Source organism: Pseudofrankia saprophytica, assembly GCF_000235425.2.
In the GTDB taxonomy this organism is placed as follows: domain Bacteria; phylum Actinomycetota; class Actinomycetes; order Frankiales; family Frankiaceae; genus Pseudofrankia; species Pseudofrankia saprophytica.
This window is the reverse complement of the sequence record NZ_KI912267.1, coordinates 1,637,347-1,663,300: the sequence shown is the minus strand read 5'-3', so window position 1 is coordinate 1,663,300 and position 25,954 is coordinate 1,637,347. Positions and strand designations below refer to the sequence as shown.

The 25,954-nt window shown below is 73.4% G+C and carries 22 protein-coding genes; 13 read left to right on the top strand and 9 right to left on the bottom strand.

Annotated features, from left to right (window positions below; genetic code table 11):
• Genes FRCN3DRAFT_RS48925 through FRCN3DRAFT_RS0241400 form a run of 4 tightly spaced genes read right to left on the bottom strand, consistent with a single transcriptional unit; the run spans nt 1 to nt 3,346 of the window.
• On the bottom strand, nt 1–576 hold the full coding sequence (locus FRCN3DRAFT_RS48925; RefSeq protein ID WP_007515814.1) for a 3-hydroxyanthranilate 3,4-dioxygenase: 576 nt from the start codon (nt 574–576) through the stop codon (nt 1–3).
• A gap of 30 nt (nt 577–606) precedes the next feature.
• Nucleotides 607–1,026 (bottom strand): RidA family protein, encoded by a 420-nt coding sequence (locus FRCN3DRAFT_RS0241410; protein WP_007515813.1) that lies wholly within the window; start codon nt 1,024–1,026, stop codon nt 607–609.
• Nucleotides 1,023–1,817 (bottom strand): 2-keto-4-pentenoate hydratase, encoded by a 795-nt coding sequence (locus FRCN3DRAFT_RS0241405; protein WP_007515812.1) that lies wholly within the window; start codon nt 1,815–1,817, stop codon nt 1,023–1,025. Before FRCN3DRAFT_RS0241405 ends, FRCN3DRAFT_RS0241410 begins: the two co-directional genes overlap by 4 nt.
• Nucleotides 1,818–1,840: 23 nt before the next feature.
• The gene (locus tag FRCN3DRAFT_RS0241400) at nt 1,841–3,346 is read right to left on the bottom strand and encodes a 2-hydroxymuconic semialdehyde dehydrogenase (RefSeq protein WP_198536225.1); all 1,506 of its coding nucleotides are present in this window, start codon (nt 3,344–3,346) and stop codon (nt 1,841–1,843) included.
• 83 nt (nt 3,347–3,429) lie between these two features.
• On the opposite strand from FRCN3DRAFT_RS0241400, the gene FRCN3DRAFT_RS0241395 reads away from it, so the two are divergent.
• The 3 genes from FRCN3DRAFT_RS0241395 to FRCN3DRAFT_RS0241385 all read left to right on the top strand — a co-directional run bounded on the left by FRCN3DRAFT_RS0241395 (nt 3,430) and on the right by FRCN3DRAFT_RS0241385 (nt 6,778).
• Nucleotides 3,430–4,410, top strand: a complete 981-nt coding sequence (locus tag FRCN3DRAFT_RS0241395; RefSeq protein ID WP_007515810.1) for a LysR substrate-binding domain-containing protein — start codon at nt 3,430–3,432, stop codon at nt 4,408–4,410.
• Nucleotides 4,411–4,526: 116 nt separating this feature from the next.
• Nucleotides 4,527–5,675 carry an acetyl-CoA C-acetyltransferase gene (locus FRCN3DRAFT_RS0241390; RefSeq protein WP_027141406.1) on the top strand — a complete coding sequence of 383 codons (1,149 nt, stop codon included), beginning with the start codon at nt 4,527–4,529 and terminating at the stop codon, nt 5,673–5,675.
• A 278-nt stretch (nt 5,676–5,953) separates the two neighbouring features.
• The gene (locus FRCN3DRAFT_RS0241385) at nt 5,954–6,778 is read left to right on the top strand and encodes an SDR family oxidoreductase (RefSeq protein ID WP_035932117.1); all 825 of its coding nucleotides are present in this window, start codon (nt 5,954–5,956) and stop codon (nt 6,776–6,778) included.
• Nucleotides 6,779–6,876: 98 nt separating this feature from the next.
• Here the strand turns inward: FRCN3DRAFT_RS0241385 and FRCN3DRAFT_RS50440 are convergent, their stop codons facing one another.
• The 3 genes from FRCN3DRAFT_RS50440 to FRCN3DRAFT_RS0241370 all read right to left on the bottom strand — a co-directional run bounded on the left by FRCN3DRAFT_RS50440 (nt 6,877) and on the right by FRCN3DRAFT_RS0241370 (nt 9,532).
• Nucleotides 6,877–8,205: a PucR family transcriptional regulator gene (locus FRCN3DRAFT_RS50440; RefSeq protein WP_007515807.1), complete on the bottom strand. Its 1,329-nt coding sequence runs from the start codon at nt 8,203–8,205 to the stop codon at nt 6,877–6,879.
• A gap of 341 nt (nt 8,206–8,546) precedes the next feature.
• Complete coding sequence (locus FRCN3DRAFT_RS0241375; RefSeq protein WP_157845335.1) at nt 8,547–9,032, bottom strand: nuclear transport factor 2 family protein; 486 nt, start codon at nt 9,030–9,032, stop codon at nt 8,547–8,549.
• Entirely contained in the window at nt 9,029–9,532 is a 504-nt protein-coding gene (locus FRCN3DRAFT_RS0241370; RefSeq protein ID WP_007515568.1) for a VOC family protein, read from the bottom strand. The genes FRCN3DRAFT_RS0241375 and FRCN3DRAFT_RS0241370 overlap by 4 nt, the downstream gene beginning before the upstream one ends.
• A gap of 548 nt (nt 9,533–10,080) precedes the next feature.
• Here FRCN3DRAFT_RS0241370 and FRCN3DRAFT_RS0241365 point away from each other — a divergent pair.
• From FRCN3DRAFT_RS0241365 to FRCN3DRAFT_RS55715, 10 genes are all read left to right on the top strand, one after another.
• The gene (locus FRCN3DRAFT_RS0241365) at nt 10,081–10,860 is read left to right on the top strand and encodes a L,D-transpeptidase (protein ID WP_035931262.1); all 780 of its coding nucleotides are present in this window, start codon (nt 10,081–10,083) and stop codon (nt 10,858–10,860) included.
• 171 nt (nt 10,861–11,031) lie between these two features.
• On the top strand, nt 11,032–11,865 hold the full coding sequence (locus tag FRCN3DRAFT_RS55720; RefSeq protein ID WP_007515570.1) for a DUF7507 domain-containing protein: 834 nt from the start codon (nt 11,032–11,034) through the stop codon (nt 11,863–11,865).
• Between the two features lie 566 nt (nt 11,866–12,431).
• Nucleotides 12,432–13,493: an alcohol dehydrogenase catalytic domain-containing protein gene (locus FRCN3DRAFT_RS0241355; protein ID WP_232794416.1), complete on the top strand. Its 1,062-nt coding sequence runs from the start codon at nt 12,432–12,434 to the stop codon at nt 13,491–13,493.
• Nucleotides 13,494–13,642: 149 nt separating this feature from the next.
• Complete coding sequence (locus FRCN3DRAFT_RS0241350; protein ID WP_007515572.1) at nt 13,643–14,863, top strand: methyltransferase; 1,221 nt, start codon at nt 13,643–13,645, stop codon at nt 14,861–14,863.
• Between the two features lie 3 nt (nt 14,864–14,866).
• Nucleotides 14,867–16,321, top strand: coding sequence for an amidohydrolase family protein (locus FRCN3DRAFT_RS0241345; RefSeq protein WP_007515573.1), 1,455 nt, complete (start codon nt 14,867–14,869; stop codon nt 16,319–16,321).
• A gap of 94 nt (nt 16,322–16,415) precedes the next feature.
• A complete protein-coding gene (locus FRCN3DRAFT_RS0241340) occupies nt 16,416–17,720 on the top strand; it encodes an aromatic ring-hydroxylating oxygenase subunit alpha (protein WP_007515574.1) in 1,305 nt (434 codons plus the stop codon).
• Entirely contained in the window at nt 17,717–18,859 is a 1,143-nt protein-coding gene (locus FRCN3DRAFT_RS0241335; protein WP_007515575.1) for an acetamidase/formamidase family protein, read from the top strand. The genes FRCN3DRAFT_RS0241340 and FRCN3DRAFT_RS0241335 overlap by 4 nt, the downstream gene beginning before the upstream one ends.
• Nucleotides 18,860–19,012: 153 nt before the next feature.
• On the top strand, nt 19,013–20,053 hold the full coding sequence (locus FRCN3DRAFT_RS0241330; RefSeq protein WP_007515576.1) for a class I SAM-dependent methyltransferase: 1,041 nt from the start codon (nt 19,013–19,015) through the stop codon (nt 20,051–20,053).
• The gene (locus FRCN3DRAFT_RS0241325; RefSeq protein ID WP_007515577.1) at nt 20,050–21,402 is read left to right on the top strand and encodes a hypothetical protein; all 1,353 of its coding nucleotides are present in this window, start codon (nt 20,050–20,052) and stop codon (nt 21,400–21,402) included. Before FRCN3DRAFT_RS0241330 ends, FRCN3DRAFT_RS0241325 begins: the two co-directional genes overlap by 4 nt.
• Nucleotides 21,403–21,430: 28 nt before the next feature.
• Entirely contained in the window at nt 21,431–21,571 is a 141-nt protein-coding gene (locus tag FRCN3DRAFT_RS55715; RefSeq protein ID WP_198536224.1) for a hypothetical protein, read from the top strand.
• A gap of 75 nt (nt 21,572–21,646) precedes the next feature.
• Here FRCN3DRAFT_RS55715 and FRCN3DRAFT_RS0241315 read toward each other — a convergent pair whose 3' ends face one another.
• Both FRCN3DRAFT_RS0241315 and FRCN3DRAFT_RS0241310 read right to left on the bottom strand, forming a co-directional pair.
• On the bottom strand, nt 21,647–22,807 hold the full coding sequence (locus tag FRCN3DRAFT_RS0241315; protein ID WP_027141400.1) for an FAD-dependent monooxygenase: 1,161 nt from the start codon (nt 22,805–22,807) through the stop codon (nt 21,647–21,649).
• Between the two features lie 52 nt (nt 22,808–22,859).
• Nucleotides 22,860–25,949: an AfsR/SARP family transcriptional regulator gene (locus tag FRCN3DRAFT_RS0241310; RefSeq protein WP_007515580.1), complete on the bottom strand. Its 3,090-nt coding sequence runs from the start codon at nt 25,947–25,949 to the stop codon at nt 22,860–22,862.
• Between the last annotated feature and the right edge of the window lie 5 nt (nt 25,950–25,954).

Here is a 25,954-nt window from a genome sequence, read left to right as displayed (position 1 = left end):
TCAGTGCTCGCCCGGACGATCGGTGTTCCCCGGCGGTGCCCCCGTTCCCGGGTGCACGGTCTTTCCCGGGTGCACGGTGCCGCACTTCGGGCAGGTGCGGGCCTGCTCGTCGGCGTAGAAGGCGTTGAACACCGGCGGCAGATCCTTGACGATGTCGCGGACCTGCAGCTCCGTCTCGTGTACCAGGGCCGCGCATTCGGGGCAGTACCACTGGAACTTCTCCAGCAGCCCCTCCTCGCGGATCCGCTCGACGACCAGGCCGATCGAGCCGGCCTCGGGCCGCTGCGGCGAGTGCGGGACGTTCCGCGGCAGCAGCCAGGTCTCGCCCGCGTGGATGTCGATGCGCCGCGGGGTGCCGTCGTCGTCGATGACGTCGACGTGCATGTTGCCCCTGAGCTGGTAGAACCACTCCTCGTACGGGTCGACGTGGTAGTCGGTGCGGGCGTTCGGGCCGCCGACGACCTGCACGATGTAGTCGTCGCCCACCACCAGGGTCTTGTTGCCCACCGGCGGCTTGAGCAGGTGCTGGTTCTCCTCGATCCACTTCGGGAAGTCGATCGGCCGCGGAAGCGTCATGAGCCGGCCTCTCTCTGTCTCTCTGTCTCGCTATCTCGGAACATGCGCGACGGCCTGCATCTCGACCAGCAGCAGTGGGTGGGGCAGCTGGTGGACGGCGACGGTCGTCCTGGTCGGCCCGGTCTCGTCGAAGAACTCGGCCCACACCTCGTTGTAGCCACCGAAATCGTTCATGTTGACGAGATAGGCGGTGACGCTGACCAGGTCGGACAGGCTCGCGTCGACCTCGGCCAGCAGCGCGCCGAGGTTCTCGATCACGGCCCTGGTCTGCGCCCGGATGTCGAGCGACGTCGTCCCCATCGCGTCGACATCGGCGCCGACGAACGTGTTGTCCGGCCGCCGCGACGACGTCCCGGACACGTAGACGAAGTCGCCGGCGCGCTTCACATGCGGGAACCGCCCGCGCGGCTTCGCCTTGCCTGCGGATCCAGCGCCGGGTCTGGTGATCATGCATACCTCGCGGCGGCGCTCGCGATGCCGAGACGCTCGACCCGTGCCTGGACCCGGCCGGGGCGCAGTGGCGCGGCCGCGGTCGCCGCGCCGGCCAGGACGACCTGCCCGGCCGTCAGCGGGAACCCCCGCTCGCGCGCGAGCGGGACCAGCGCCCGCAGCGCGTCCAACGGATGGCCGAGGATCTCACCGGTCGACCCCCGCTCGACGACCGCGCCGTCGATCACCAGCTCGACCGTCAGGTCGCCGAGCGCCCCCCGCGTCGCGTCGTCCAGCGCCCGCCACGGCCCGACGACGAAGAACGCGGCCGAGGTGTTGTCCGCGACCACATCCGGCAGGCTGAACCGGAAGTCCGCGTAGCGCGAGTCGATGATCTCGAGCCCCGGCGCCACGGCGTCGACGCAGGCGACGATGTCGACACCGGGATCGGCCAGGTCGACGTCGCGGGCCAGCCGGAACGCCACCTCCGGCTCCACTCTGGGGTGGATCAGCCCTGCGAGATCCACCGTCCCGGCGTCGGGGACCGCCATCGCGTCGGTGAGCTGGCCACAGATGACCTCGGAGATCCCCATCTGCGCCATCTTGGCCCGGCTGGTCATGCCGAGCTTCGTGCCGGCCAGCCGCTCGCCGCGCGCCAACCGCCGGCCGACGACGGCGTGCTGGATCTCGTACGCGTCCGCCAGCGCCAGTCCCGGTGGCAGCTGCGGCACCGCCTCGACCCGCAGCCGCGCCCCGTCGAGGTAGTCCGCGTGGTCCGTCGTCTCCCCGGTCATCCCCGCCGGACGCGGCATCTCTGATTCCCTCCGTCGCTCGCTCACAGGGCGACGCACACGTTGGTCAGCTCCGTGTAGAAGTCCAGCGAGTGCTCGCCGCCCTCCCGGCCGATGCCGGACAGGCCGATGCCCCCGAACGGGGAGCGCAGGTCGCGCAGGAACCAGGTGTTCACCCAGGACAGGCCCACCCGCATCCGCTGGGCGACCGTGTGGCCGCGGGAGAGGTTCGTCGTCCAGACCGCCGCGGCGAGACCGTAGTCGGTGTCGTTGGCGAGACCGACGGCCTCGTCCTCGGTGTCGAACGGGACGAGGGCCGCGCACGGGCCGAAGATCTCCTCGCGCATCGGCCGGTCGGCGTGGGTGAGCCCCGTCCACAGCGTGGGCTCGATCCACGACCCGCCGTCGAGCCCGCCGCCGAGCGCCGGCACGCCGCCACCGGCGAGGACCTGGGCGCCCTGTTCCTCGGCGAGCCGGTAGTAGGTCAGCACCTTCTCGCGGTGCTCGGCCGAGATCAGCGGGCCGGTGGTGGTCGCCGGGTCGTCCGGGTGGCCCAGCTTCAGCGCCTTCGCTCGTTCGACCAGTCCACTCGCCACCTCGTCGAAGACGGGCCGTTCGACGTAGACCCGTTCGGTGCACAGGCAGACCTGACCGGTGTTCGCGAAGACCGAGCGGGTCAGGCCGGCGAGCGTCGCCTCGAGATCAGCGTCGGCGAACACCACCGCGGCGTTCTTGCCGCCCAGCTCGAACGAGACCGGGCGGACCCGGGGCGCCACCGACCGCATGATCGCGGCGCCGGTCGCCGACGAGCCGGTGAACGTCACCCCGTCGACCCCAGGGTGCTCGGTGAGGAACTGGCCGGCGGAACCCTGGCCGAAGCCGTGCACCACGTTGTAGACGCCGTCGGGGACGCCGGCCTCGGCGAGCACCTCGGCCAGCATCGTCGCCGTCGACGGGGTGTGCTCGCTGGGCTTGACGACGACGGTGTTGCCGCAGGCCAGCGCCGGCGCGACCTTCCAGGTCAGCAGCAGCAGCGGCAGGTTCCACGGCACGATCACGGCGACGACACCGAGCGGCCTGCGCACCGCGTAGTTCAGCGCCCGCTTCCCGCCGGGGAGCTCCGTGAGGAAGGACGGCTGGCCGGCGGCGGCGACAGTGTCGGCGAACGCGCGGAAGTTGGCGACCGCGCGGGCGACGTCCAGCTCCCTGGCCTGTGCCAGCGGCTTGCCGGTATCGCCGCTCTCGGCGCGGGCGAACTGTTCGGACCGGGCCTCGATCCGGTCCGCGACCCGGCGCATCAGGGTCGCCCGCTCGGCCACCGACGTCCGGCCCCAGGCGCCGTCGAGCGCGGCGCGGGCGGCTCGGACGGCCCGGCCCACGAGCGCGGCGTCGGCCTCCTGGACCCGGGCGCGGACCGACCCGTCGACCGGGTCGACGTTGTCCCAGGCGTCGCCGGCGGACTCGACGTAGCCGCCGTCGACGAAGCCGCGGAGCATGGGCGGCGCAGGCGCCTGGCCGGGGCTGGCGACCGATCGGCCGGGGGACTGCATGGGTCCAGTGTCTGGCCCCCAGATATGTTCCGCAAATACCAAGGGGGCGGGGAGCTATGCCTGAATGGGTATAGCTTCGCGGGATGGAACGGCCTCAGCTCCTGGACGGACGTCTCAAGATCCGACATCTCGTCCTCGTCGACGCGGTCGCCTCCACCGGCAGTGTCGTCCGAGCCGCGGAGCGGCTGCACGTGACGCAGCCGGTGGTCACGCGGGCGCTGCAGGAGGTCGAGTCGATCCTTGGCGTGCTCCTCTACGACCGCGGCCCGCGGGGGCTTACCCCGACCGCCTTCGGGGAGGCGTTCGTCGACCACGCCCGGGCCGTGCTCGCCCAGCTGCGCTCGGCGTCGGACCACCTCGCGGAACTCGCCGGCGCCGACACCGGCACGGTCGCCGTCGGCACCTACCTCGCCGGTTCGAACCTGCTGCTGCCGCTGGCGATCGAGCGGCTCAAGGGCACGCGGCCGAGGATCACCGTGATCGTGCGGGAGGCCAACCCGGAGGCGCTCACCGCCGAGCTGCTCGCCGGCACGCTCGATCTCGTCGTCGGCCGGCTCACCGTGCTCGACGACGCGAAGCGGCTGCGCCAGGAGGCGCTCTACCGCGAGCCGATCCGCCTGGTCGCCCGCGCGGGGCACCCGGCGGCGGCCGCCACCGCTGCTGCCGCCGCCGGGGCCGGGACCGTCCGGCTCGGGGACCTCATGCACTACCCGTGGGTGGTACCGGTCGCGGAGACGGCGCTGCGCCGCGAACTGGAGGCGGCCTTCCTGCACGAGGCGCTGCCGCTGCCGCCCGACCGGGTCGAGTGCATGTCGATCCTGACCACCCGCCACCTGCTGCTGCACACCGACTCGATCGCCGCCCTGCCCGAGCTCGTCATCCGCGGCGAGCCTGGCCTGTGTCACCTGCCCGTCGCGCTGCCCTCGCTCGGCTCGTCGGTCGGCGTCACCGAGCCCGTCGGCCGCCCGCCCACACCGGCCGCCCGCGCGCTAGCCGACTGCCTGCGCGCCGCCGCCGTCGACCTGCGTGCCGCCGTCGGCCCGCGCGCCCGGGCCACGGCGTAGCGGCGGGTCGCCGACCGGCTCTGCGGGGTGTCGGCCATCCAGCTGAGTGTCGACCTCCCACCGGGTGCCGGCGGATCGCTGGTTTCCCGAGCAAGCGCTTGGTAGCGTCTGTGCTCGTGGCGGAGGCTTACATCGTCGAAGCGGTCAGGACGCCGGTCGGGCGGCGTGGGGGAGCGCTTTCGGGCGTGCACCCCGCCGACCTGGGTGCGGCCGCGATCGGCGCACTGATGGAGCGGTCCGGTGTCGACCCGGCGGCGGTCGATGACGTGATCTTCGGATGCGTCGATACCGTCGGACCGCAGGCGGGCGACATCGCGCGAACCTGCTGGCTGGTCGCCGGCCTGCCCGAGCACGTGCCGGGGACGACCGTGGACCGGCAGTGCGGCTCATCCCAGCAGGCGGTGCACTTCGCCGCCCAGGCTGTCATGTCTGGCACCGCCGACCTGGTCGTCGCGGGCGGCGTGCAGAACATGAGCGCCATCCCGATCTCCTACGCGATGACCGCGGGGCAGGCGCTCGGCTTTTCCGACCCGTTCAGCGGCTCGGCGGGCTGGCGCGCCCGGTACGGGGACCAGGAGGTCTCCCAGTTCCGCTCGGCGGAGATGATCGCCGAGAAGTGGTCGCTGACCAGGGACGCGATGGAGGAGTTCGCGGTCCGCTCGCACGAGCGGGCGATCGCGGCCCGCGCCGAGGGGCGTTTCGACCGTGAGATCGTGCCCGCGTTCGGGCTCTCCGCCGACGAGGGGCCGCGCGCGCCGAACTGGCCGAAGATCCGGTCCCTGCCCACGCTGACCCCGGGCGGGCGGGTCACGGCGGCCACGTCGAGCCAGATCTCCGATGCCTCCGCCGCGCTCCTGATCGCCAGCGAGGCAGCGGTGCGCACGCATGGGCTGACCCCGCGCGCTCGCATCGACCACCTGTCGGTGCGCGGCGCCGACCCGGTCTGGATGCTCACCGCGCCGATCCCGGCCACCGCGCACGCCCTGGCGAAGGCCGGCCGCACGCTCGGCGACATCGACCTGGTCGAGATCAACGAGGCGTTCGCCTCGGTCGTACTCGCCTGGGCGGCCGAATCGGGTGCAGACGTGGACAAGGTCAACGTCAACGGCGGCGCGATCGCGCTTGGCCACCCGCTCGGCGCGACCGGCGCCCGGCTGATGACCACCCTTCTTCACGAGCTGGAGCGCACCGGCGGCCGCTTCGGCCTGCAGACCATGTGCGAGGGCGGCGGTCAGGCCAACGTCACGATCCTCGAACGCCTCTGACGCAGCGAACCGTGGCAGCTCACCGTGCCCATAGACGTGCCCATCTGCCACGCTTCCGTTCCGCGGTTTCGATCTGTGGCAGATGAGCGTGCCTATGGGCACGGTGAGCTGCCACGCTTCCGTGCTCGCCGGTGCGCTTGGCGGGAGGGCTGCATGCGGGCGGTTGTCGTTGGGGCAGGTCACCCCACCGGCGGGTCGGCGTTCGCCCGTCAGTGGCCCGCTCAGCCGCACGTGAACGATTACATACTGTGATGGATCTCGCGGGTGAGGTGGGCCGGATGGGTGAGGCGGCGCGGGCTGACGGCGAGGTCGTGGCGGCGGCGACGGCGGCCGAGCGTGGGCCGCGTTACGACGGCAAGTCGGTGATCGTCACCGGCGGCACCCGGGGAATCGGCCGGTCCATCGCGCTTGCGTTCCTCGCCGCCGGCGCCGACGTCGTCGTGTGCGGGCGCAAGGAGCCCGAAATGGCGCCGGTGGTCGACGGGTGCGCGGCGAGCTTCGTCGCCGCCGACGTGCGCGACGCCACCCAGGCCAAGGCCGTGGTCGACGCCGCCGTCGAGCGGCACGGACGGCTCGACGTGCTCGTCAACAACGCCGGCGGCGCGCCCGTCGCCGACGCGGCGACCGTGTCGCCACGGTTCTTCGAGCGGGTCGTCGCGCTCAACCTGCACGCCGCGTTCTACGTCAGCCAGCCAGCGAACGCCGTGATGCAGGCCCAGGAGGCCGGCGGCGCGATCGTCAACATCGGCAGCGTGTCCGGGCGACGGCCGGCGCCGGGCTCGTCCGCCTACGCGGCGGCCAAGGCCGGCCTGGTGGCGCTGTCCGCGTCCCTCGCGCTGGAGTGGGCGCCGAAGGTGCGGGTCAACCACGTCACGGTCGGGCTCGCGAACACGGCCGTCGACGCCGGCGGCTTCTACGGCGACGCGACCGCCGCGATCGACGCGGTCGTGCCCATGGGCCGCGCCGCCGTGCCGGCGGACGTCGCCGCGGCCTGCCTCTACCTGGCCTCGCCGCTCGCCGGCTACGTCACAGGCGCCGACCTCGAGGTCCACGGCGGCGGTGAGCTACCGGGCTTCCACGTCGCCACCCGCACGAAAGGCTGACGTCGTCCGCCCGCCCCCCCCGCGAGCCGAGCGGTGCGTTCGTTCACGCGTTCCTGGTCCTTGGTCCCTGATCCCTGGAACGTGGGATTGTGGCACTGTCAGGATCGGCGGCTGTCCGGGTCGGGCGGCGGGGGCACCGAGAGGGCCTGGAGAACCTCGCGGGCGACGACGGCGGCGTGCAGGCGCCACATCCGGGCGGGCTCGTCCTCGTGCAGGCCGAGCAGGTCGCGGACGCGGTTCATCCGGTAGCCGACCGAGTTGCGGTGGACGTGAATGCGCTCGGCGACGGCGGCCCGGCTGCCGTTGGTCTCCAGCCAGGCCGCCAGGGTCTCCAGCAGGTCGGGGCGTTCCAGCAGCGGGCCGAGCTCGGCGCGGGTGAACGCCTCCAGCCGGCCACGCGGCACGGCCAGCAGCAGCCCGGCCAGGCCCAGCTGGGAGTGCAGCAGGGTGGTGGCGCCGTCGCGGTGGCGCAGCAACGCGAGCACCGACTCGGCCTCGGCGAACGAGGCCGCGGTCTCTGTCACGTCGTGACCGTTGTCGGTGACGACGGGACCCGCGACGGCGAGCACCGGGCGGTCCGGCCCAACCATGCCCTGCAACCGGTCCCGGATCCGGGCCAGCTCGCGTTCGACGTCGCCGGTAAGGACAGTCCAGCCCAGCTCGGCGTCCTGGGCGGCCCCGTTCTCGATCCAGGTCAGGCCGGTGGTCCACGTCCGGCCGTGCCGGCCGTCGTAGTAGAACAGCGCGGCGGCGTGCGGGACGGTGAGGTCGAGGCCGAACCGGGCGGCGGAGCGCAGCAGCTCGTCGTGGCCGCGCGGCGAGCCGAAACGCAGCTCGCTCATCAGCCGGCTGGCGCTCTCGGCGCGGGCCGCCGCCTCGGCGTCCTGCCGGACGGCGACGATCGCGAGCGCGGTGAGCGCGGCGCTCACCCGCGCGTCCAGCCAGCCCAGGTCGGTCTCGCCTGGTTCGACGGCGACCAGTAGCAGGCCGACGTAGCGGGAACCGGCGCGCACCGTCGCGCCGCGGCCCCGCCAGCCGTCCTCGCAGGTCACCTCGGTGAACCCGGGGCGGGCCAGCAGCGCCGGGACGCCGCCGACGACCCCGCTGACCGCGGGTGTCTCGTCCGGGGTGAGGCCGGCGGCCTCGGCGCCGGCCGCGCCACTGGCTGCGAGCACCGCGCCGTGGACGTCGAGCAGGCGCACCGACCGACCGGTGGCGGACGCGATCGTGCGGATCATCGGGCGCCAGCCGTTGCCGGACAGGGCGAGCTCGGTCAGCTCCCTGGCCAGCTCCGCCGGGTCGCGCCGTGGCGCCGGCATGGACCGGGGCGGGCGGGACGACTGGTGTGGCACGGAGATCACGGTAGGCGGGCTGGCGATCACCTGCCGCTCGGGCCGAGCAACGGCGAGGAGCTCGGGGTTCGCCACGACGTCAGGTCCTCTCGAGGGTGGCCTGGGGACGATCGATGCCGACCTCGCTGTCGACGGTCGGCGACCTCGATGTCGCCCTCGCTACCTCGCCTGATCGGTGCCCCGGCGTCCTTGCGCGGCCGGCCTCCCGGTTCGGGCACCTCTGTGAGGATCGCACGCACGTTGTGTCGCCGCCGCGGTCATGTGGATGGGACGGCATTGTCACATCGGTCGACCCTGCGGGCGGGGTCACCCAGCGTCCTGCCTGGCCGTCCAGCGCCCTGCCTGCTCGCCGGCTGCTCGCCGGCTGCTCACCGCTCGTCCGCGCGGACTCCCACGCGCGGACTCCCACGCGCGGACTAGGGCGGAACGGAGCCGCTGTCCCAGTAGTCCAGCCGGGCCGAGACCTGCCCGTCCCGCAGGGTCAGCAGCCACAGGCCGCGCAGCCGGAGCGGGCCGGCGGGCAGCGTCGCCGTCATCACGTACGGCATGGCCACCCGGCCGCCGGCGGCGACCGGCGCCTGGTCCGGGTCGGGGGAGTAGCGCAGGCCGGGGAAGGCGGCCAGAAAGCCCGGCAGCCGTTCCCGGTAGGTCGTCCGCCCCTCGCAGCCGCGGCCGCGCGGGGAGGCGTGCTCGTTGCGGAAGTCGACGGTCACGCAGGCGGCGATCGCGTCTGGGTCGCCGGTGTTCATCGCCGCGACGTAGGCTGCGGCCGGCGCCGGCAGCCCACTCCAGCCGGCCCCGGCCGCCGCCCCGCCTGCGGCTGCGCCGTCCGGTGCCGCGCCGGCCGGTGCCGCGCCGCCCGCCGGATCGGCCTGGGCGGGGCGGGAGGCCCGGGCCGTCACGACGACTCCGGGCCCCACAGCTGGCGGACGGTCGAGAAGACGCCCTGGTTGTGGCTGAACTCGACGACGTTGCCGTCCGGGTCGTGGACCGCGCAGATGTAGCCGATCGGGTCGGGCATGTCCCTCGGCTCCCACCAGAGGCTGCCGTTCGCGCGGGCCTTCGCGGCGATCGCGTCGATGTCCTCCCGGTTCGGGACCTCGATGCCGATGTGCGCGAAGGGCTTCATGATGCCCTGCTGGGTGCCGGCGGCCGAGTTGAACGCGGAGAGCACCAGGACGAATGGCGTCTCCCACTGGCCCGGGTTGGACAGCCAGGCGTTGCGGCCGTCGGCGTCCGCGCGGGTGGCGACGACGACGAGCGGGGTCATGGTCGTGTAGAACTCGATCGACTTGTCGAGGTCGCCGCTCGGTAGTGCTATGTGCGTCCAGCGGGGCTGGCTGATCCCGGAGCCGCCCGCGCTCGCCGGGGATGCCGCGGACTGCGTCGTTTCGGTGGTCACCGGCGTCACTCCTCTGCAGGTGCCGGTGCCAGGCGGCACCGGCCGGTCGGCTCTGTCGGGCCACGCCCTGGTGGGGCAGGCTCGCATTGTTCGGCCCAGGCGGCGAGTTCCGCGCGGCGGGCCCGCGCGCGGCGTGGACGTGCCGCGCGGAACTCGGGTTCGAGAACCCGCGTGAGGATCTGGTCAGTGCTGCTGTACCCCGCATGCGGCGTGGCACGGCGGCCGGTCGCGAGCCCGCGCCGCGGCGGCCGGCCCGACGCCGATGGCGGGCCACCTGTCTCGCCGGAATGGTAGGAACGGCGACTCGGTCTGACCGATGTGCTGTCGGCACAAATCCCCCCGCCGCCGCTCTCTCGCCTCGCGTTCCGCGGGTGTGGCTCTGGGCGGCGGGCCTCTCGTCACCCTCGGCCACGGCCTGGCGGGCCCCGTTCCGGGCGGTGGCCCGACCCGCCTGGCTCGGCCAGATGGCCGCGCCTGTTGCTATACGTGTTTTGATGATTACTGAGCGATGCGGCGCGGAGGAGCCGTGGGTCATGAGGGAGGCTGGCATGAGATCCAGGTTGGGACTCGCGGCGGCGGCGTTGTCGCTGGCCGCCGGCGTGCTGGCGGCCCTCATCCTGGTGGTCGACCGCGCTGACCAGCCTCGTGAGCTGCTGGACGGCGCGCCGGGGGCGACCCCGCAGCCGGGGGCCACCGCCGGGGTCACCGTGCCGCCCGACGTCACGGTGATCGCCCAGCTCTCCCACGACGTGCCGCGGTTCACCGTGCCCGACGAGGGGGCTCGCGACGGTATGGTGCCCGGGCGGTGGCGCGGCGGGCCGTCGGCGTTGCCGGTGATCGACACTCGGCCCGGCTGGCTGCGGGTGCGTCTCGCGCAGCGACCGAACTTCTCCACCGCCTGGATCCGCACCGCCGACGTGCGGCTGGTCAGCAGTGCCTACCGGATCGCGATCGACGTCGAGGCGAAGCGGCTGCGCCTCTACGAGCACGGGAAGATGACGCTCGATGCCCCGGCCGGCGTCGGCACCCCGGATGACCCGACCCCCACGGGCGAGTTCTTCCTGGCCCTGTTCGCCCCGCCGCCTGGGCCCGGCTACGGCGACTACATCCTGGTGACGTCGGCTCACTCCACGAAGATCACGGACTGGGACTCCTCCGGGGACGCGATCGTCGGCATCCACGGCCCGCTCGGCGCCGACGCCGCGATCGGCGAGAGCGGTGCCCAGGTCTCGCATGGCTGTGTCCGTCTGCATCTGCCCGATCTCGCGCGGCTGCGTGCCGTTCCCGCCGGCTCGCCGATCACGATCACCGGCAGTCCCGTCTTCTAGCGGCCCGCTCCGGGTACGTCCGGTTGCTCTCGACACGCCGATCAGCGCTATGTAGCTAGCTGATTACCTTGTGTAACTATTGCGTGCGGAGAGTATTGCCCACCGCGTCCCGCCGAACGCCCCGACGAGGCATCTCGCCGGCGCGCCGGGCTTGAAGTTCGAGGAGCTGTAGTGCGTATTGCCGACAGGTCCGGGCCCCGGGCCCGGTTGTCTCTTGTCTCCACACGGTTGGCGGCGCCCGCCGCGTTCGCCCTGGTCGGGTTCGCAGCCACGACCGGAGTCGTCGTCATCCTCGGTCCGGACGCCGCGAGCGCCGACGCCCCGACATACCCGCTCGCCCTGGCCACGTCGTCCCAGCCGGCGTCGTTCACCGGGCCAGGCCAGACGCTGACCTTGTCCTACGTGGTCACGAACAACGGGGACAAGACGCTGTACGGCGTCGCCGTGCAGGACGCGCTCGCCGGTCTCTCGCCGGTCGCATGCCCCGACGGGCCGCTCACCGCCGGCACGTCGAAGACCTGCACCGCCACCTACGTGACGACCCAGGGCGACTTCGACAAGACCTTCATCACCGACGTCTCGACCGCCACCGGCATCATCGAGTCGGAGGGCACGATCGTCACCTCGCCGCCGGCGAACCTCACCATCCCCGACGACCAGCCCACCGCCCCGCTGGCCGCCACCGAGCCCGACGCGGCCACGATCGGTTCCACCCCGGCGGGTCCTGACGGGTCGCTTCCCGTCGACTCGGTGGCCGAAGGCAAGGCGGCCGAGGCGGGGCCCGTGGCGGCGGCCGACCCGGCACCGGCCGCCGCCCCGGCCGCTGGCTCCGTGGCCGCTCCCGGCGGGGGAGCCGCTCCTGTCGGTGGCGCTGCCCCCGTCGGTGGTGCCGCGCCCGTTGCGGGCGCAGGTCCTGGCGGCGGTGGAGCCGCCCCGGTCGGTGCCGGCGCGGCGCCCGCCGGAGTGAGCCCGGTCGGTGCCGCCCCCGTGCAGGTCACCGGCTGAGCCTCCGCCGAGACCAAGGCTGAGACCAGAGCTGTGGCTCGGCTGAGTCCAGCGGCGGTGCCTCAGCTGAGTCCCAGCTGAGGCACCGCTGGGGGCCGCCGTCCGGCCGCCGCCCGCGACCCGGTGCCGCGGTCTGGCCCGCGGGCGGGCATTTCTGAACCCGGCAGTCCTGAACACGGATATGGCCCGGCGCGTCCCGTGACGCGCCGGGCCTTGTCGTCGTCGACCGTCCTCGTCGACGGTCGTCGTCGACGGCGCGTTCGGGCGCACCTGTCCGTGGCCCGGCGCGTTTCGGGCGTGCTACGCGAGCTCGGCCTCGAAGCGGACTGACGTGCGCCCCGCCCGGTGGCCGGCGGGCGCGTTTGTGCGCCGGGCACATCGGTCGGCCGCCGGCGGCGGCCTACGTTCTCCGCAGTCGCCAACACTCGGCCCCCGTGGGCGCCAGACGTTCTCCGTCGCGCCCGTGGGCGCCGCTACAAAGCGTTGGCGGTGGTTGTCTCACCGGGCCCCGCGACGAGGCGTGACCACGGGCGCCGCGCGCCCGAGGCCCGGCCCGGTGCATCACTGTGACAACGGAGGCGGGCGTGCGGGCGGTCGTGCAGAACGGGTTCGGTGGCGTCGAGGTGCTCGCCGTCGAGTCGCTTCCCGATCCGGCACCGGGGCCCGGCGAGGTCGTCGTCCAGGTCGCCGCCTGCGGCCTGAACCACCTCGACATCATGCAGCGGCGCGGCCCGGCCAAGATCCCCGGCTTCGCGCTGCCGCACGTCGCCGGCATGGACGTCGCCGGCGTCGTCACCGCCGTCGGCCGGGACGTCACGGCCGTCGCCGCCGGCGACCGGGTCGTCGTCAATCCGGCGGTGTCGTGCTGGGAGTGCCCGGCCTGTCTCGCCGGCGACGACGGCTACTGCCACGCGGCCAGCATCATCGGCGCCACCGCTCCCGGTGGCTACGCCGAGTACGTCAAGGTCCCGGCGCGTAACACCTACCCCGTCCCCGCCCAGGTGCCGCTGGCGGAGGCGGCGCTGATCCCGACGATCTGGTCCACCGCCTGGCACGCGGTCGGCGCCACCGGAAACCTCACCGCCGGGGAGACGGTGCTCGTCCATGCCGCCGCCAGCGGTGTGAGCCTCGCGGCGATCCAGCTGGCGAAGCAGCTCGGCGCGACCGTCATCGCCACCGCTTCCAGCGAGGACAAGCTCGTGTTCGCGGGCTCCATCGGCGCCGACCACCTCGTGCTGGCCGACGCGGACACGCCGACCGAGAAGGTCGTCACGGCGGTGCGGGAGGCGACCGGCGGCCGGGGCGTCGAGATGGTGCTCGACCATGTCGGTCCCGCCACCTGGCCAGCGTCGATCTTCAGCCTCGCGCCGCGCGGCCGGCTGGTCTTCGTCGGTGACACCACGGGACCCGAGGTGACGATTCCGCTGGAGTACGCCTTCCATTTCGGCCTGCGCCTCCTCGGCTCCGACCCGTACCCGGCGCGCGAGTTCGCCGAGGTGCTGGAGCGCTACTGGCGCGGCGGCCTCGTCACCCCGGTCGACGCGGAGTTCCCGCTCACCGAGGCCGCGGCCGCGCAGACCCGGCTCGAGGAACGGCGGGCGATCGGCAAGGTGTTGCTACGGCCGTGACCGAATCCTCCTCCGCTCCGATGCCCGTGCCCCCTCCGACGCCCGCGGCTGCCCCCGCGCCCGCCCCCCAGAGCGCGGGCTCGGCCGCCCCCAACCCCCCGTCAGGGTGGCGGCCGAGCCCGCTTCCGCCACCGACGCAGCCTCCAGCGATGCGGCCGCCGGCGATGCCGCCGGCGCCGCCTACGCCGGCGCCCGTCTGGGAGATCATCCACGGCTTCCGCCGGTACTGGGCGCTCGTCGCCGCGCTGGACCTCGGCCTGTTCGAGGCACTCGCGTCCGGGCCGCTCGACGCGGCGGCGCTGGCCGAGGCGGTCGGCGTCGACATCCACCGCGCCGGCCTGCTCGCCGACGCCCTGGCCGCGATGGAGCTGCTCACGGCCACCCCCGAGGTCCCGGCGGTGGGGCCCGAGTCCCAGCCACCGCCCGCGCCGGCCGCACGGCCCACGTCGCCCGCGTCGCCCGCGTCGGCCGACCACGCCGCCGGCTCGGGGCGGCTCGTCTACAACCTGGGCCTCGTCGCCGCGAACTACCTGCTCGCGGGCGGCCAGCGGTCGATGGCGAGGCTGGTCCGGGCGGCGCCCGGCCCGCACGAGCGGTGGCCGGAGCTCGCCGAGACGCTGCGTCGTGGCGCGCCGAGCGCCCGGGTCGAGGACGACCCAGGCGCCTTCTACCCGAACCTCGCGCGCGGCACGGCGCCGGTCCAACGGGTCGTGGCCGCCGCCGTCGCGCGCGAGCTCGCGGCCCCGAGCGGGCACCAGGCGCTGGTCGTCGACCTGGGCGCCGGTGCGGCCCCGTGGGCGCTGGCGTTCCTCGACGCCTGGCCGGACGCCCGTGGGCTCGCCGTCGAGCTGCCCGAGGTCGTCCACGTCACCCGGGAGGCGGTGGCCGCGGACCCGGCCGGCGACCGGCTGGACGTCGTCGCCGGCAGCTTCCACCGGGTGGAACTGCCGCAGGGCGGGGCGGATGTCGTCGTCCTCGGCCACGTGCTGCGCATCGAGCCGCGCACCGCCGCCCGCCGCCTCGTCGCCCGGGCCGCCGCCGCGCTGCGGCCCGGCGGAACACTCGTCGTAGCCGACTACCCGCGCCCCGAGGTGCCATCGCCCGCCGCCACCACCGAGACGCTCATGGCGCTGACGATCCTCGCGACCACCGGCGGCCAGGGCGCGTTCCGGGCCGACGACCTGCACGGCTGGGCGCGCGGCGCCGGACTGGTCCCCGGGCCGACCTACACGCCGCTGCCCGGCCAGATCGTGCTCACCGCGACCCGCCCCGGCCCCGGCGCCGGCCCCGCGGCTGCCGCCCGGCCTGTCCCACGGCCCGGGCTACGGCCCCTCGGGTCGGTCTACCCTCCGTCCAAGAGCCGGGAGTAACGCATGCCGCCCGATGAGCCCCAGCCCCAACCCCGGCCTCAGGTCGCTGCCGGCGCCGGTGACGGAGCCCTTCCCCGCGAGGTCGACACGATCATCTCGGGGGCGCTCGTCGTCACGATGGATGCCGAGCGCCGGGTGATCAGGGACGGCGCGGTGGCGATCGACGGGGACAGGATCGCCGCCGTCGGGCGCACCGCCGACGTACTCGCCGCGCTGCGCGCCCGCGAGCTGGTCGACGGTCGGCGCTTCGTGCTCACCCCCGGCCTGGTCAACGCCCACATCCACATCACCGGCGAGCCGCTGACCCGCGGATACGTCCCGGACGACACACCCTTCTTCGAGAACGTCTTCGTCTGGCTCACCCCGCTGTACTCGCACCACACCGAGCGGGAGGAGCGGATCTCCGGCCAGCTCGCGGCGCTGGAGATGCTGCGCACCGGCACCACGACGTTCCTCGAGGCCGGCACGATCCGTTTCCTCGACGCCGTCGTCGACGGGCTGGTCGAGACCGGCATCCGCGGCCGGGTCGGCCGCTGGACCTGGGACCTGCCGCCGGAGCCCGAGGTCTACCGGCAGACGACGGACGAGGCGATCAAGGGCCTCGTCGACGAGCTGGACCGGTTCGCGAGCGTCGCGGACGGGCGGCTGTCGGCCTGGCCGATCCTGGTCGGCCACACCACCTGCACCGATGACCTGTGGAGGGCCGCGGCCGAGCTCGCCCGCGACCGCGGCACCGGCCTGTCGTTCCACATGTCCCCGGCGCGCCTGGACCCGGAGCACTTCCTCGCCACCTACGGCCGCCGCCCGATGGAGCACCTGGCCGACCTCGGCGTGCTGGGCGACAACGTGATCCTGACGCACGCCGTCCACGTCGACGACAACGAGATCGACCTGATGGCGCAGGCCGGCACGTCCGTCGCGCACTGCCCGACGACGGCGCTGAAGGTGTCGTATGGCGTCACCCAGATCGGCAAGTTCCCGGAGATGGTCGCCAGGGGCGTGAACGTCGCCATCGGCACCGACGGCAACAACGCGTCGAACTACTCCGACCTGATGCGGGCGACCTACCTGGTCGCCGGCCTGTTCAAGGACGCCCGCCGCGACGCGACCATGTTCCCCGCAGAGCAGGCCTTCGAGATGGCGACGCTCGCGGGCGCGCGCGGGCTTGGCCTCACCGACCAGATCGGTGTGCTGGAGGCTGGCCGCAAGGCCGACCTGGTCGCGCACGACACCGATCGGCCCGAGTGGCGCCCGCTGCTGAACGTGGCCAACCAGCTGGTCTGGTCCGCCGACGGCCGGGGCGTCCACAGCGTCTGGGTGGATGGCCGCCGGGTCGTCGAGAACTACCACCACACGACCCTCGACGAGGACCGCCTGTACGCCGAGGCGCAGGCCGCCGGCGAGGCCATCACCGCCCGCTCCGGCCTGCCGAACAAGGCCCGCTGGCCCCTGGTCTAACCGTCCCCTTTAACCGTTCCGACACGGAACCCGTAGACGATTTCACGACGCGCGCGTGCACGAGACGCGCGGAGACGAGACGCGAGAAGAGGCTATGACGGTACTCACCCCGCAGCTGCTGGAGTCTTTCGCCGCCTCCGTCCTGCCCACGTCCCAGGCCAGCACGCTGCCGGCTACCTGTTACACGGACGAGGAGTTCTTCGCCTTCGAGAAGGAGGCTGTCTTCGGCCAGGAGTGGCTCTGCCTGGGCCGCGAGTCCGATGTCCCGAACCCCGGTGACTTCGTCAACGTCGAGATCATCGGCGAGCGGCTCACCCTCGTCCGCGGCCAGGATGGCGCGGTCCGGGTGCTCTCCCCGGTCTGCCAGCACCGCGGCATGCTCGTCTCGGAGGGCCGGGGCAACTGCCGGGCGTTCAAGTGCGCCTACCACCACTGGACCTACGGCCTGGACGGCGGCCTCGTCGGTGCCCGCGAGATGGACCGCACGGAGGACTTCGACCGGTCCCGCTGGGGTCTGCCGTCGCTGCCGGTCGAGGTCTGGCAGGGCTTCGTCTTCACCAGCCTCCGGGCGGCCCCGGAGCCGCTCGCGCCGCGGCTGGCCAAGCTCGACGAGCTGTTCGCCCACTACGAGCTCGGCCGGTGCGTGTCCCGCAAGTCGTTCGAGAGCCCTTCCATGCCGTGGAACTGGAAGATCATGTTCGAGAACTTCAACGACGGTTACCACGCCAGCCGGCTGCACGCGGGCGTGCACGACTTCTGCCCGTCCAACCGCTCGTCGTTCCTGCCGTACGGGCCGGACGACGCCGCCATCGCCCGCACCAACGGGTTCCTGTTTCCCGACGGCGGTTTCAACGCGCTGCAGAAGGCGCTGCTGCCGATCTTTCCGGGGCTGACGCAGGAGGAACGCTCACGGGCGGCGTTCGCGCTGGTGCCGCCGACGCTGTGCCTCGGCGTCGCGCCCGACCAGGCGTTCTACTTCCTGATCCGGCCGAAGGACGCCGGCCACATCGAGGTCGAGGTGCACTACCTCTTCCACCCCGAGGCGCTGCGCGACCGGCTCTTCGAGGAGAGATTCCAGCTCTCCGAGGCCGGCGTGAACGGCATCGTCGCCCAGGATGTCCTGGCGACCACCGGCGTCCAGCGCGGCCTGACCAGCCGGTTCGCCCCGCGCGGCCGGTACTCCTACCTGGAGGAGGCGCAGCAGCAGTTCAACCAGTGGCTGGTGCGCCGCTACACCGAGAACTGGCCCGACGGCGGCCGCCGCACCTCGTCCGCCAGTACCAGTACCAGCGCCAGTACCAGCGCCAGCGCCAGCGCCAACCTTGGCACCGGAGTTGGCGCCGGCACCCCGGCCCTCGCGCCGATCTCCGACCCGACCGACCGTGAGGTTGCCGCATGACCACCACCGTCAGCAGCAGTACCAGCAGCAGTACCAGCAGCGCGGCCACGGGCAACGCCTACCTCGCGTCCACGCCGGAGACAGTCCGCTGGGGCTTCCTGCCGAACGCGGCGGCCGAGCCCGTCCTGCGCGTCGCCCCCGGCACCGCGGTCACCGTCGACACGGTCAGCCACGAGGGCGTCATGGAGGACCAGGGCCGCGACCCGGTGGCCTACTTCGGCTCCCACGGCGTGCGGCCCGAGGAGATCCCGGCCGACCAGGTCGCGATCGCCGCGTCCGGCATCGAGCACGGTTTCGACGCCGGCCCGCACATCGTCACCGGCCCGATCCAGGTCGACGGCGCCGTCGCCGGTGACGTGCTGCGTGTCCGCGTCGTCGGCCTCGAGCTGCGTGCCACGTTCGGCGTGATCAGCAACCGCCACGGCCTCGGCTGCCTGGCCGGCGAGTTCCCCGAGGGCACCGTCCGCCAGCCCGACGCCGACAAGGACCATCCCGAGCGCTACGGCTCGGTGCTCACCTTCACCCGAACCCGCACCGTCGGCGGCGTCGACTACGGCGTCCTGCCGTTCGGCAACCCCGGCCTGCCGAACGCGGAGGCAGTCTTCCCGCTCGCCCCGTTCCTCGGGATCATGGGCGTCGCCCCGGACACCACCGCCGCGGTCGGCTCCGTCCCGCCGGGGGCGCATGGTGGAAACCACGACATCGCCCTGCTCGGCGCCGGCAGCACCTTCTACCTGCCCGTGCAGGTCGACGGCGGCCTGTTCTACGTCGGCGACCCGCACTACGCCCAGGGCGACGGGGAGGTCGCGCTCACCGCGCTGGAGGCTCCGCTGCGGGCCACCGTCGTCCTCGATGTGCTCAAGGGCCACGATGCCGACCGGGTCATCGGCGCGCTGCGCGAGCCGTTCGGCGAGACCGACCAGTACTGGCTGCCGGTCGGCATGGACCGCGACCTCGACGAGGCGATGCGCAAGGCCACCCGCGCCGCGATCGGCTTCCTGTCGACCAAGGTCGGGATGAGCCGCGCGAACGCGATGGCCTACCTGTCCGCCGCCGCCGACTTCGCCGTCAGTCAGGTCGTCGACGACGTCAAGGGCGTCCACTGCAAGATCCGCAAAAGCGACTTCCCCGCCCTGTAGACCCCGCCGCCCAACGTCGGATCGTGGCAGATGGCGGAGCCCATAGGCTCCCTGAGGTGACACGCTCCGAACGTCCGGGTGTGTCACCTCAGAAGGCCCATAGAGGGCGCCATCTGCCACAGATTCACGATCAGATTTTTTGGGAGGGCGGGGGTGGGTGGGTTGGCGCACTCGGGCGGGCCGCCGACCCCGATCTGGGAGGTCATCACCGGCTACACCCGGTACTGGCTGGTGGTCGCGGCGCTTGACCTCGGCGTGTTCGAGGAACTGGCCGGCGGGCAGCGTCGCCTCGACGAGCTGGCCGAGGCGACCGGTGTCGCCGGCAGCCGGCTCGCCGTCGTGCTCGACTACCTCGTCAGCGTCGGGCTGCTGACGACGGCCGGCGACCGGCGCTTCGAGCTGACCCCGGCGGCGCGCGGCTACCTGCTGCGCGACGCGCCGCTGTCGATGGTCGAGATGGTCCGGTACTCGCCCGGACCGCGCACGGCCTGGCCGGAGCTGTCGGCGACGCTGCGGCGCGGCCGGCCGACCCGCTCCGTCGAGGACGACGCCGGCCTGTTCTACGGCCGGCTCGCGGCCGCGAGCGCTCCCACCCAGCAGGCCGTCGCCCGGGCCACCGCCGCCCTGCTGCCCGACCCCGGCCCCGGCGCGCTGGTCCTCGACCTCGGCGCGGGCGCGGCGCCGTGGGCGATCGGCATGCTGCTCGCCTGGCCGCGCGCCCGGGCGCTGGCGGTCGACCTGCCGACGATCACCCCGTTCGCCGAGGCGGCCGCCACCGAGCACGGTGTCGCCGACCGCCTGGACGTCCTCGCCGGCAGCTACCTCGACGCGGTACTCCCCATCGGGGAGGCGGCGGTCGTGACGATCGGCCACGTGATCGGCCTGCAGTCAGCCGACCTCGCCAAGGCGCTGCTGCTGCGCGCCCGCGGCGCCCTGCGCCCCGGCGGGTTCGTCGTCATCTCCGACTACTTCCGCCCCGCCGAGCCGCCCACCGCGCCCGACCTGGAGAGCAGCCTGCCGCAGTCGATGGCGCTCACGATCCTCGCCAACACCTACGAGGCGGAGGTCATCGAGCTGCCCACGCTGCTGTCCTGGCTCGCCGAGGTCGGTCTGGTCCCGTGGACGACCCGGCAGCTGCTGCCCGGCCAGCTCGTCGTCGTCGCCACCGAACCTGGTCAGGCGCCGCCGCCATGACGGGCCCCGACCTGGCCCGGCTGGAGGCGGATCTCGTCGCCGCCGCCCTCGACGGGGCCGAATGGCCAGGCCTGCTCGCCCAGCTCGCCGCCGCCGCGGGCCGCTCGGTTCGCCTCCTCGACATGACGGGCAACCTCCTCGCCGCCTCGGAACCGACCGCCTCCGGCCCCGCCGCCGACCAGACGGCCCGCGGTAGCACCGCCGTCGCCATGGCCGCGCTCCTGGTCGGCCCGGCTCTCGGGCCTGTCCTCAGCGACGCACTGGGGAGAGCGGACGCCCCGGTCGCCTGCCGCGACGGTTGGCGCGGTCATGGGGACCCGATCCGGATGGGCAACCGCTACCTCGGCGCCCTGCTCATCGAGGCGGCCACGGGGCAGAGTGCGGACGCGCGCGCCGGCCAGCTGGTCGCGGCCGCCTCGACGGCGCTGGCGATCGCCGCGGTCCGGCGGGAGGCGCACGCGGCGGCGCTCGCGCGGCGGGTGGACGTCGTGATCGACGACATCCGGCACGGCGCGGTCCGGCCGGCGGCCGAGTTCGTCCGGGTCGCCGAGAGCTTCGGCCTGGACGTCTGCATCCCACATGCCGGCGTCGCGCTGCAGTACGTGGGGAAGGATCTCGACGCGTGGGCGGCGGCCTGGGGGCCGATCGGCTTTCCGGTGCTGCGCGAGGCGGCGCGGGCCTGGACGCTGCTGTCCGGTGACGTGCCCGCCGAGCTCGCCCGTCTGTGCAGCCACCTCGCCTACCAGCTCGGCTCGCCGCGCGCGGTGCTGGCGGCCGCCGGGCCGGAGGCCCCCGGTGACCCGGCCGAGCCGGCCGAGACCGCGGCCTCGTTCCGCTCGGCGGACGCCGTCCTCGCCCTGCTGCGCACCAGCCACGAACGCGACCCGGACCAGGACAGGACCACGCTGCTGTTCGACGAGCTGGGCCTGGAGCGCCTGCTGCTGGGCGTCCCCGTCGCCAAGCTGCGCGCGTTCGCCGAACGCGCCCTCGCCGGCCTCGACCCGAGCGGCGTCGACCTGCTGTCGGCCTACCTGGAGACCGACGGCACCCTCGACGCGGTGGCCGCCCGCCTCGATACCCAGCCGGCGAAGCTGCGCCGCCGCCTGCCCACGCTCCTCGACGAGCTCACCGGCGCCCACCCGACGACGGGCCGCCTCACCACTCTGCACGCCGCCGCCCTCGCCCATCACCTGACCACGGCCGCCACCGTCCTTCGAGATCGTGACGGACGGGCGCGCACGACCGTTCGCGGTGCCGGACAAGCTGCCCAGGCTTCCACTGCGCCAGGCGCTCGCGCGTGTGCGCCTGCCGATCCACCTGGGTTGGTCCGACCCGGAGCGGATCTATGATCTCGCCGATCGGCAGCAACGTCACCGGGTGTACGAGATCGTGCTGCGCGAGGGCCAGCCCGAGGACATCCTCGCCTACGTCGACGGAGCACTGCTGGTCGACGCCTGGCCGGAGCTGGTCCTGCCAGCGCCGATCCGCCGCGCGTGGGAACGAGTCGTCGCCGGGTGATCACTCCGTTGTGACGGGCGGTGGCGATGTCACGCCTTGGCGGGTGTTCGCGACCAGACAAGGTGCCGCGCGGCGTCACGCGGGCGGGCCACTGAGCGACGGGTAGTCCTTGAGGTCGATGCCGGCGGCGAACTTGTCCGTCGCCTTGAGCATGGCCCGCAGCAGGAACTTCGACGCGAACGTCCAGTTGCGCATTCGGATTCTCGCCTTGCTCCCGGGCGCGAGGAACGGGCCCGCGTTGCCCTTTTTGGCGATCTTCGCGTAGTCGCGGAACTCCTCCTCGTACCGCTGGAAGGCGACCCGGTGATCCCCGCCCGCCGCCAGCAGTTCGCCGGCCAGGACGTGGGCGCCCACGATGGCCAGGCCGGTACCGAAGCCGCCCAGGGTGTTCCCGTACCCGGCATCGCCGAGCAGGACAACCCTGCCCCTCGCGTAGTGCTCGGTCTCCACCCGGCTGATCGAGTCGAGGTAGAAGTCGCCCGACTGCGGCACCCTGGACATCAGCTCGGGAATACGCCACTTGCCGCCACGGTAGGCGGAGACGAGTATCTCCTTCTGCCGCTCGGTGTCGAAGCGGTCGTACTCAAGTTGTTCCGAAGCGAAGACGAAGAACGCGGGGGCCTTGGGGCCGCCGAGCGCGGCCATCCGACCGGGCTCGTTGTACATGACGGCCTCGCCGTCGACGCCGAGGTCCGCTAGGGCGTAGTAGTGGCCGAGGAAACGCACGTGGTCGGCCTCGGCCCCAAAGGCGAGCCGCCGGACATTGGAGTGGATGCCGTCGGCGCCGACGACGAGGTCGAAGGTGCGCGGCGCGGCGCGTTCGAAGGTGGCGTGCACGCTGCCGGCAGTCTCGGTCAGTGAGGTGATGGAGTCGCCGAAGACGTACTCGCAGCTGCCCGCCGTCCGCTCGTACAGCAGCTGGGCCAGGTCGCCGCGGCGGATCTCGATCTCGCCGCCGGTGAACTCGCCGGGGATGACGGCCAGCGGCTTGCCGCTCGCGTCGATGATGGTCTGGTCGCGGCCGCCGGTCTGGCGCAGCCGGACCTCCTCCAGGAGGCCCATCCGTTCGAGGACCTCGCGGTGGGTAGCGCCCTTGAAGTCGACGGCCTGGCCGCCGGCACGCAGCGCGGCCGCCTTCTCCACGATGGTGACAGTGGCGCCGTAGCGGTTCAGCCAGTAAGCGAGGGCAGGGCCAGCGATGCTCGCGCCGGAGACGAGGACCGTCGTGTTCTTCATGTCCGGCAGCATCGCGGCGGGCGCTGACAGCCCACCGATGGTCGGCTGACGGTTACCCGCCCGCACCGTCAAGGGCTGTCAGCGCCTGCTCGGGAGTCATCGCCGCGCCCCGCGCAAACGCCTCGGCGAACGCCGCGGCACCCAGGCGCTCGCTCGCTTCCCGGGCGATCCCCGTCACGTCCACATCGCCCGCGACCGCCGTTCCGCGCAGCGCCACCGCGGCCCCGAGTAGCAGCGCGGCCCGCTCATCAGAGCCACTCAGCAGGGCCGCGCCTGCCTGTCCCTCGGCGGTGTCAGCGAGGACGGAGGCCAACGGGGAGGTCCGTGCCGCGGCCAACGCCTCGTCGTGCCGACGTAGCGCCTGAGCCGGTTCGCCGGCGGACCCGGCCAGGCGGCCGAGCGCGGTCAGGGCACGAGCCACGGTCGACTCCGTGCCGAAGTCGCCTGACTGCGCGGATTCCAGCGCCTGGCTGAGCCAGGTCCCGGCCGCACGCGTATCACCGCGCAGCCGGGCGATCTCGCCCAGCCCGAGCTGGACTGCCGGCGGTGTGCCCGGCTGGCCCGCCTGGGCGCTCAGCCCGACGGCCCGCCGGTAGTCGGCGCTCGCTCCGTCGAGGTCGCCTTGGCGTACCCGGCACCCGGCCCGTCCGCACAGCAGGTCCGCGTGTTCCTCCAGCGCGCCGAGCTGCTCCAGCAGCTCCAGCGCCTGGGACCACAGCTCGTGCGCACGTTTCCACTCGCCCCGCCAGCTCGCCACCTGCGCCAGCCAGTCGAGCGCCTGCGCGGTGCCCCACCGCTCGCCCAGAGCGCGGAACAGAGCGAGGACATCCAGCAACTCACGCTCGCCGTCGGCCGGCCGCCCGCCGAGCACCTTCAACAGGCCATGGCTCAGCCGGCCCAGGGCCACATTCCACGGATCCGAGCCAAGCAGCCGGTCGGCCCCGGAGACCGGCGAGACCGGCGGCCCAGCAGCCATGCCCCACAGCGCCGCACCGAAGGGGTGCAGCAGCGCCCGGTCACGGGTCCGCATGATCCGGCCCGCCCGCACCCAGTGCTCGGGCTTCGCCTTCGGCACGGCGTGCACGACGCAGCTGACGTACTCCTCCTCCAGCCCGTCGGGAACCTTGTCCTCATCAGGGAGCTTGGTGAGCAGTTCCGCGGCGGCCTGGCCGGCCTCGCCGCGCCGCCCGCTGAGCCACCAGTACGCGGCAAGCGCGGCGACCATCCGCAAGGCGGTCTCCCGGTCGTCGCGGACCGCCCAGTGCAGCGCGGCCATCAGGTTGTCGTGCTCCGCCGACAGCCGGGCCAGCCAGTCGAGCTGTTCGGACCTGCGCAGGTGCGGATCGGCGCGCTGGGCGAGCTCAAGGTGGTAGCGGGCGTGCGCGCGCCGCAACGGCTCCTGCTCGCCGGCCTGCGCCAGCCGCTCCGCGCAGAACAGCCGGATCGTGTCCAACATCCGGTAGCGCTCGCCGTCAGTCTCCACCAGCGACCTGTCCAACAGGTCGGCCAGCACCTCGTCGGCGTCGGCCACCTCGCAGACCGCCTCGACCGCGGCCAGCGAGGCGCCGCCGGAGAACACCGCGAATCGCCTGGCGAGCACCTGCTCGGCGGGGCCGAGCAGGTCCCAGCTCCACTCCACCGCGGCACGCAGCGTCTGCTGGCGGACCGCCGCCGTGCGGTCGCCGCGGGACAGCAACTGGAAGTGGCCGTGCGCGGCGAGCCGGTTCGCGATCTCGACGACGGTGAACTGCCGCAGCCGAGCCGCCGCCAGCTCGACCGCAAGGGGCAGCCCGTCGAGCGCGGCACATATCTCGACCACGGTCTGGACGTTGTCCTGCCGCACGGTGAAGCCCGGCCGCACGGCGGCCGCCCGGTCGGCGAACAGCCGAACCGCGGGGTAGGCCAGGGCGTCCCCCGCCGCCGTATTCGGCGGTGGCGTGTCCAGCGGAGCCAGCGGCAGCAGCGTCTCGCCGGTCAGCCCGAGCGGCTCCCGGCTGGTCGCGAGGATCGCGAGCCCGGGACACTCCGCCAGCAACGTGCGAGCCAGCGCGGCAACCGAGGCGATGACATGCTCACAGTTGTCCAGGACGAGGAGCAGCTCCCGGTCGAGCGCGGCCACCAGGCGGCGGGTCGGGTCCGTAGCGGGAGACCGGAAACCCGACTCGCGCAGCCCGACCGCACCCAGCACCGCCTGGGGCACTTGGTCCCCGCTGTCGAGCGGGGAAAGGTCCGCGAAGCACACCTCCGGACGCGCCCGTCCGGCGGACTCGATGACCAGCCGGGTTTTGCCGCTCCCACCCGGCCCGATGATCGTGACCAGCCGGGCGTCGCGCAGCTCGTCGAGCCGCGCGAGCTCCCGTTCTCTGCCGACGAAGCTCGTGAGCTGCGCGGCCAGGCCTTGCCGTCGGGAGGGCGGGGCGGCTTGCCGCGCGCGCAGGATCGCCAAGTGAGTATCAGCCAGCTCAGGCGAAGGATCGGCGCCGAACTCGTCCGCGAGTAGCCGCCGAGCCTCCTCGAACTCCGCCAGCGCCTCGGCCTGTCGCCCAGACGCGTGCAGGGCACGCATGAGCTGCCCTCGCGGCCGCTCCCGCAGCGGGTGGGCAGACACCAGTGCCCGTAGCTCGGCGACCGGGCTGCCCTCCGGCAGAGCGAGCTCAGCCTCGACAAGATCCTCGGACGCGGCGAGCCGCAGCTCCTCCAGCCGGGCGGCCTGCGCCTGACCGTAGGGCAGGTCGGCGAGAGCGGGCCCGCGCCACAGCTCCAACGCCGCCCTCAGCGCGGCGACGGCGCCGGCGTTGTCCCCCGCGGTGAGCAGCCGCCGCCCCTCCCGAGACAGCCGATCGAACCGATGGACGTCCACGTCCTCGGGGTCGACCGTGAGCCGGTACCCCGCACCCTGGAAGGCGATCAGGTCCGCGGGCAGGCTCCGGCGCAGCCGCGACACGTGCGCCTGCACCGCGCCCACGGCTCCATCGGGCGGGCCATCGCCATACTGGCCGGCGATGATCTGCTCCACGCCGACCACGCGCCCCGCGTTCAGCAGCAGAATCACCAGCAGCGCGCGCGGCCTGGGCCCACCGACGTGAATCGTCTCCCCGGTGGCGGACCGTACCTCCAACGGCCCGAGGATTCCGAACTGCATGGGTC

Excerpts from the sequence above, each read along its gene's own strand:
- FRCN3DRAFT_RS48925 (WP_007515814.1), bottom strand. The coding sequence starts at position 576 with ATGACGCTTCCGCGGCCGATCGACTTCCCGAAGTGGATCGAGGAGAAC.
- FRCN3DRAFT_RS0241410 (WP_007515813.1), bottom strand. The coding sequence starts at position 1,026 with ATGATCACCAGACCCGGCGCTGGATCCGCAGGCAAGGCGAAGCCGCGC.
- FRCN3DRAFT_RS0241405 (WP_007515812.1), bottom strand. The coding sequence starts at position 1,817 with ATGCCGCGTCCGGCGGGGATGACCGGGGAGACGACGGACCACGCGGAC.
- FRCN3DRAFT_RS0241400 (WP_198536225.1), bottom strand. The coding sequence starts at position 3,346 with ATGCAGTCCCCCGGCCGATCGGTCGCCAGCCCCGGCCAGGCGCCTGCG.
- FRCN3DRAFT_RS0241395 (WP_007515810.1), top strand. The coding sequence starts at position 3,430 with ATGGAACGGCCTCAGCTCCTGGACGGACGTCTCAAGATCCGACATCTC.
- FRCN3DRAFT_RS0241385 (WP_035932117.1), top strand. The coding sequence starts at position 5,954 with ATGGGTGAGGCGGCGCGGGCTGACGGCGAGGTCGTGGCGGCGGCGACG.
- FRCN3DRAFT_RS0241365 (WP_035931262.1), top strand. The coding sequence starts at position 10,081 with ATGAGATCCAGGTTGGGACTCGCGGCGGCGGCGTTGTCGCTGGCCGCC.
- FRCN3DRAFT_RS0241350 (WP_007515572.1), top strand. The coding sequence starts at position 13,643 with ATGCGGCCGCCGGCGATGCCGCCGGCGCCGCCTACGCCGGCGCCCGTC.
- FRCN3DRAFT_RS0241345 (WP_007515573.1), top strand. The coding sequence starts at position 14,867 with ATGCCGCCCGATGAGCCCCAGCCCCAACCCCGGCCTCAGGTCGCTGCC.
- FRCN3DRAFT_RS0241340 (WP_007515574.1), top strand. The coding sequence starts at position 16,416 with ATGACGGTACTCACCCCGCAGCTGCTGGAGTCTTTCGCCGCCTCCGTC.
- FRCN3DRAFT_RS0241335 (WP_007515575.1), top strand. The coding sequence starts at position 17,717 with ATGACCACCACCGTCAGCAGCAGTACCAGCAGCAGTACCAGCAGCGCG.
- FRCN3DRAFT_RS0241325 (WP_007515577.1), top strand. The coding sequence starts at position 20,050 with ATGACGGGCCCCGACCTGGCCCGGCTGGAGGCGGATCTCGTCGCCGCC.
- FRCN3DRAFT_RS0241315 (WP_027141400.1), bottom strand. The coding sequence starts at position 22,807 with ATGAAGAACACGACGGTCCTCGTCTCCGGCGCGAGCATCGCTGGCCCT.
- FRCN3DRAFT_RS0241310 (WP_007515580.1), bottom strand. The coding sequence starts at position 25,949 with ATGCAGTTCGGAATCCTCGGGCCGTTGGAGGTACGGTCCGCCACCGGG.